Source organism: Shewanella sp. SG44-6 (assembly GCF_014164185.1).
Lineage (GTDB): Bacteria > Pseudomonadota > Gammaproteobacteria > Enterobacterales > Shewanellaceae > Shewanella > Shewanella vesiculosa.
Genome location: NZ_JACJER010000200.1, coordinates 1 through 5,497 on the forward strand (window position 1 = coordinate 1; position 5,497 = coordinate 5,497).

At 41.1% G+C, this 5,497-nt stretch carries 7 protein-coding genes; 5 read left to right on the forward strand and 2 right to left on the reverse strand.

The features are described 5' to 3' along the window. The first annotated feature begins 12 nt into the window (after positions 1 to 12). A complete protein-coding gene (locus tag H5185_RS21020) occupies positions 13 to 588 on the forward strand; it encodes a YceI family protein (protein ID WP_182743079.1) in 576 nt (191 codons plus the stop codon). A gap of 84 nt (positions 589 to 672) precedes the next feature. Here the strand turns inward: H5185_RS21020 and H5185_RS21025 are convergent, their stop codons facing one another. Together H5185_RS21025 and mutY are read right to left on the reverse strand one after the other, a co-directional pair. Next, positions 673 to 951, reverse strand: a complete 279-nt coding sequence (locus H5185_RS21025) for an oxidative damage protection protein (protein ID WP_182743080.1) — start codon at positions 949 to 951, stop codon at positions 673 to 675. A gap of 37 nt (positions 952 to 988) precedes the next feature. Next, positions 989 to 2,062, reverse strand: coding sequence for an A/G-specific adenine glycosylase (mutY, locus tag H5185_RS21030; protein WP_182698361.1), 1,074 nt, complete (start codon positions 2,060 to 2,062; stop codon positions 989 to 991). Between the two features lie 238 nt (positions 2,063 to 2,300). Between mutY and trmB the strand changes: the two genes are divergently transcribed. The 4 genes from trmB (at position 2,301) to H5185_RS21050 (ending at position 5,340) form a co-directional block, all read left to right on the forward strand. Further along, positions 2,301 to 3,017, forward strand: a complete 717-nt coding sequence (trmB, locus tag H5185_RS21035) for a tRNA (guanosine(46)-N7)-methyltransferase TrmB (RefSeq protein WP_124017173.1) — start codon at positions 2,301 to 2,303, stop codon at positions 3,015 to 3,017. Positions 3,018 to 3,052: 35 nt separating this feature from the next. Next, a complete protein-coding gene (locus tag H5185_RS21040; RefSeq protein ID WP_182698363.1) occupies positions 3,053 to 3,379 on the forward strand; it encodes a YggL family protein in 327 nt (108 codons plus the stop codon). Positions 3,380 to 3,385: 6 nt separating this feature from the next. Further along, the gene (gene glsB / locus H5185_RS21045; RefSeq protein WP_182698364.1) at positions 3,386 to 4,300 is read left to right on the forward strand and encodes a glutaminase B; all 915 of its coding nucleotides are present in this window, start codon (positions 3,386 to 3,388) and stop codon (positions 4,298 to 4,300) included. A 227-nt stretch (positions 4,301 to 4,527) separates the two neighbouring features. Next, on the forward strand, positions 4,528 to 5,340 hold the full coding sequence (locus H5185_RS21050; protein WP_124017176.1) for a YggN family protein: 813 nt from the start codon (positions 4,528 to 4,530) through the stop codon (positions 5,338 to 5,340). Positions 5,341 to 5,497: the final 157 nt, after the last annotated feature.

Genomic DNA, 5,497 nt, shown 5'->3' on the forward strand with positions numbered 1-5,497 from the left:
GGAATAAAAGTCATGAAAAAACACCTTATAGCAGCACTCATGGGTGCAACGTTTATGTTACCTGTTGCTGTTAACGCTGCCGACTATGTTATCGACACTCAAGGTGCACATGCATCAATTCAATTTAGTGTAAGCCATTTGGGTTATAGCTTTGTGGTTGGTCGCTTTAATGAGTTCTCTGGTGACTTCAGTTTCGATGCAGCCAAAGTAGCAGACGGCAAAGTGAATGTTAAAATTAATACTAACAGTGTTGATTCTAATCATGCTGAACGTGACAAGCATTTGCGCAGCGCAGACTTTTTAAATACCAGCAAATTCCCAGAGGCTTCTTTCAAATCAACATCGATTGTCGATAAAGGTAATAACCAGTTTGTGATTAATGGTGACTTTACCTTAAATGGTGTAACCAAACCGTTAACTATTGATGCTGTTGCTATCGGTGAAGGTAAAGATCCATGGGGTGGTTACCGTGCAGGTTTTACCGGCACAACCAGTTTTGCGATGAAAGATTTCGGTGTCAAAATGGATTTAGGTCCAGCTTCTGCTAACGTTGAATTAGCCTTGGTAGTGGAAGGCGTTAAACAATAATCTGTCGGATTAGTGATTAATAAAACAAAGCCGCTAAGTTAAGCGGCTTTGTTGTTTAATACTGTTATCGATTATATTGCTAGGTTATTCTTCTTCCGCTGGTGGAACATAACCTTCGATTTCAACGTCTTTACCTTCAAATAAAAAGTGAGTCATTTGCTCTTCAAGAAACTTGCGGTCATCAACATTCATCATATTGAGTTTTTTCTCGTTAATGAGCATGGTTTGCTTCTTTTGCCATAAGCTCCAAGCTTCTTTACTGATATTGTCAAAAATGCGCTTACCCAATTCGCCTGGGTAAAGCTGAAAATCTAAGCCATCAGCTGATTTGTTGAGATGTTGACAGTGAACTGTGTGAGCCATGATGATTCCTTACTAACTTTATTAATTACTGTAAACACTAATGTGTCGCGAAAAGTACGGCTAAATTAGCCAAAATGCGTTCTGTGGCTGCTGCCAAGCCGACTTTCGCAGGTTGCTCTATGTTATACCAGAGAGCCGAGGTTTGTTCCATGATGCCAGTAGCTTGAGCAACAGATAGTTCAACTAATACGGGTTGAATATCAAGATGGAAATGACTAAAGGTATGCCTAAACCCTGCAAGCCCTTGTTCAGATTGTGTCAAATTATGCAGGGTTAAATAATCATTTAATTCTGCTTGATGCTCAAATTGTGGAAAACACCATAACCCTCCCCATATACCTGCTGGTGGGCGCTGGATTAACTGAACTTTGATAGAATCTTCGCTGTTATCAACTAAAACCACCATAAAGGCTGATTTTTCGGGCGTCACTTTTTTAGGCTTTTTACCTGGATATAGGCTTTGATGGCCACTTTGTTGCGCTACACAATCAATTGCCACAGGACAGGCTGCGCAATTAGGTTTGCTGCGAGTACAAACACTTGAACCAATATCCATCATAGCTTGGTTAAACTTTTCAACATTTTTGGCTGGTGTTAACGCATCCGTTAATTGCCATAATTGCTGCTCAACGTTTTTTTGTCCTGGCCAACCTGCAATTGCACCATGTCTGGCCAATACTCGTTTAACATTTCCATCTAAAATAGGGTGGTGTTGACCAAGTGATAATGACAGTATCGCCCCAGCGGTAGATTTACCTATTCCAGATAAAGCCACGACATCTTCAAACTGAGTCGGAAACTTGCCATCAAAGGCATCACGTATATGCTGTGCCGCTTTATGTAGATTACGGGCTCTGGCGTAATAACCTAAGCCGGTCCACAAATGCAGCACTTCATCTTGATGCGCATTAGCAAGATCGACAACGCTTGGGAAGCGCGCCATAAATTTTTCATAATAGGGAATCACCGTCGCAACTTGAGTTTGCTGGAGCATGATCTCCGACACCCAAACACGGTAAGGCGTTTTATTGAGCTGCCAAGGCAGTGATTTGCGACCATGCAGGTCGTACCAAGCGATAATACGCTCAGAAAATGGGCTTAGATTTTTCATGGGCGCAGTGTAGCCATAGGCATTTTATTACACAAGTAGCCGCGCTATTTAAAAACATAAATTAGCATAAACATGTGCGATCAGTTTAGGTATAATGCGCAACTGACTTTATAAATGATCTATTACAGATAGCAATTGCGTAACGTGCTAGTTAAGAGTGGCTTAATAGCATATAGCTACTAGCTGATTTTATCACTAGTTACACAGCACAACAGAATACGCAGACAACGAGGCAAAAATGAGCGACGTTACCACAGCTGAATTTAACGAAGAAGGTAAGTATATTCGTAAAATCAGAAGTTTTGTTTTACGCGAGGGCCGTTTAACTAAAGGTCAATCTCAAGCAATTGAAGCATATTGGCCAACAATGGGGCTTGATTACACTCCACAAGCGTTGGAGTTAACTCAAGTGTTCGGTCGCGATGCTGATACCGTGTTAGAAATCGGTTTTGGTATGGGCGCATCATTAGTGCAAATGGCAAAAGCTGCCCCAGAGCAAAACTTTATTGGCATAGAAGTTCATAAGCCAGGTATTGGTACGTGTCTTGCGGATGCTGGTGCTGCTGAAGTCACTAACTTACGTGTATATCATCACGATGCAATGGAAGTGTTAGAGCACAGCATTGTTGATGGTTCACTTGAGCGCGTTCAATTATTTTTCCCAGATCCTTGGCATAAAAAGCGCCATCATAAGCGCCGTATTGTACAAGCTGAGTTTGTACAGCTTATCCGCCGTAAGCTTAAGATTGGTGGCGTGTTTCACATGGCAACCGATTGGGAAAATTACAGCGAGCATATGTTAGAGATAATGAATGCAGCAGAAGGTTATAAAAATCAATCAACAACTGGTACAGTTGTCGAACGTCCAGACCATCGTCCGCTAACAAAGTTTGAAGCAAGGGGCCACAGACTTGGTCACGGCGTATGGGATATCATGTTTGAGCGTATCGCTTAATCACAACTACACTTTCAGCAATCGGAGAATATACCATGGCGCAAAATCGTAGTCGTCGTTTACGTAAAAAATTACGAGTTGATGAGTTTCAAGAGCTAGGTTTTGAAATTAACTGGACCTTTGATGAGTCAGTTTCTGAGCAAGATATTGATAACTTAGTCGATCAGTTTCTTATTGAAGTTATTGAACCTCGTCAATTAGGTTTCCACGGTGGTGGACACAAGCAATGGGAAGGTATTATTGCTACCCAAGCTATTGGTAAATGTACTGATGAAGATACTGCAGCAGTCAAAACATTCTGGAAAGATAAGCCTGTTTCTAACCTTGAAGTCAGTGATTTATATGATATTTGGTGGGGTTAAGCTAAATTGCCAGAGCAATTATTACTTCAGCAAGCTGTCGATAAAGTAAAATCGCTTTTGGGTAAAGGCAAGGTGGCAGGATATATTCCTGCTCTTGCCTGTGTTGACCCTAATAAAATAGGTATTGCAGTCACCACCATTGATGGTCAAACAATTGGTGCCGGTGATTACCTCGAACCTTTTTCAATTCAAAGTATTTCTAAAGTTTTTAGCTTAACTCTGGCACTGAATTTATATACCGAAGATGAAATCTGGAGTCGGGTAGGCAAAGAACCCTCAGGACACTCGTTCAATTCCCTCGTGCAGGTTGAATTAGAGCGCGGTAAACCTCGCAACCCTTTTATTAATGCCGGTGCACTGGTAATAGCCGACTTGCTGCAAGCGCGTCTTGGGGCACCTAAGCATCGTATGTTGGAAGTGGTCCGCCAATTAAGCCAAAACCCAATACTCACTTACGATAAAGTCGTCGCGGACTCTGAGTTCCAGTTCAGCGCCCGCAATGCATCTATTGCTTATTTGATGAAGTCATTTGGTAATTTTGACGGCGACGTTAATACCGTGCTTAAAAGTTATTTTCATTATTGTGCATTAAGAATGAATTGCGCTGATTTGTCTCGGGCTATGTTCTATTTAGCTAATCGTGGTAAAACGCTCGATGGCGACAGTTTAGTATCGCCTGTGCAAACTCGGCAACTTAATGCATTACTGGCAACATCGGGACTATACGATGGTGCAGGTGAGTTTGCTTACCGCGTGGGTATGCCGGGTAAAAGTGGTGTGGGCGGCGGGATTATTGCGGTTATCCCTGGTGACATGTCAATTTGTGTCTGGTCACCTGAGCTTGATGTTAATGGCAACTCACTTGCCGGCACTGCGATGCTTGAGCACTTCAGTCAGCAACTCGGTCGATCTATTTTTTAGTTTGGTGCAGATAAATTAATTATTATTGAGATTCGTAAAATAGACTACTTTTTGGTTTATTTTACGAATACACTTCCGCTATTGTTTCTCTACTCGCCCATCTTTTTTGTTTCTAAGCTTTTAATTTAATATAAATCATAATCTTATAGTTTTTGGCATAACTTATGCTATATACCTTTCATATCCGACCTAATTATTGATATTCGTATACCAAAAGGATTTTTATCATGACTAAGCAAAAGTTGATTTGTGGTTTAGCGTTAACGAGTGTGTTATTCACCGCTGGGGCGTTAACACCTGCAATGGCAAAAATGTCATTGAATGATGAGAAGTGTAACGTAACCCTAAACTACGACGTAACGGTTGAGCCGACTACGCTACAAATTAGCGATAATGGAATCGAAAAGTATCGTGTTGAGTTAGGTCAGCTTTATGTTGAGGGTAAAAAAGTGACTCTTAATGACAAACAACAAAAATTACTCACCCAGTACTCTGAAGAACTTTCTCGCCAAGTGCCAGATGTGATAGACCTTGTTGGAGATGTTGTTTCTGTGGCTACTCAAGCGGTTAATATGGCGTTAACACCTATTTTTGGTGATGCAGCTAATGTTCATATCGATAAATTAATGGTCGGTATTCAAAAGCGTGTTGATACCATGGCATATCAACAAGGCGATAAATTTTATTTAGGCTCAACAGAAGCATCAATTGAGCAAGCTTTTAACAAAGAGTTTGAGCAAGAAATGGAACAAATGGTTACCAGTTCAATGGGTTCATTAATGATGACACTGGGTAGCCAAATAATGTCTTCAGAAGGGGGTTCATTTGAAGAGAAAATGAATGCTTTTTCACAAAAGATGGACAACGTCGGTGCCGACATCGAAAAGCAACTTGAGTCGCAATCGCAAGGTCTTGAAGATCGTGCCGATAAGGTATGTGATAACTTTGCCACTTTATTAGTGCTTGAAAATCAAACCCGTCAGGCTATTCCTGAATTAGCTCCTTATACCTTAGCTAAGTTAGGTGAAGCAGCAAAGTAACCTATATCGATTTACCGTCAATATGTCTCCCCGACACCTGACCTTCCCCTGTGCTCTTATTAAGACACAGGGGCTTTTTTTTGCGCCTATTTTAACGATTATGCCGCTATAGCTGGTGTTGCTTTGTTCTGATAAAGAGATTGTCAATTATAAATAT

Bases quoted from the DNA above. Each gene is read 5' to 3' on its own strand.
- H5185_RS21025 (WP_182743080.1), bottom strand. From the start codon at position 951: ATGGCTCACACAGTTCACTGTCAACATCTCAACAAATCAGCTGATGGC.
- mutY (WP_182698361.1), bottom strand. From the start codon at position 2,062: ATGAAAAATCTAAGCCCATTTTCTGAGCGTATTATCGCTTGGTACGAC.
- H5185_RS21040 (WP_182698363.1), top strand. From the start codon at position 3,053: ATGGCGCAAAATCGTAGTCGTCGTTTACGTAAAAAATTACGAGTTGAT.
- trmB (WP_124017173.1), top strand. From the start codon at position 2,301: ATGAGCGACGTTACCACAGCTGAATTTAACGAAGAAGGTAAGTATATT.
- H5185_RS21050 (WP_124017176.1), top strand. From the start codon at position 4,528: ATGACTAAGCAAAAGTTGATTTGTGGTTTAGCGTTAACGAGTGTGTTA.
- H5185_RS21020 (WP_182743079.1), top strand. From the start codon at position 13: ATGAAAAAACACCTTATAGCAGCACTCATGGGTGCAACGTTTATGTTA.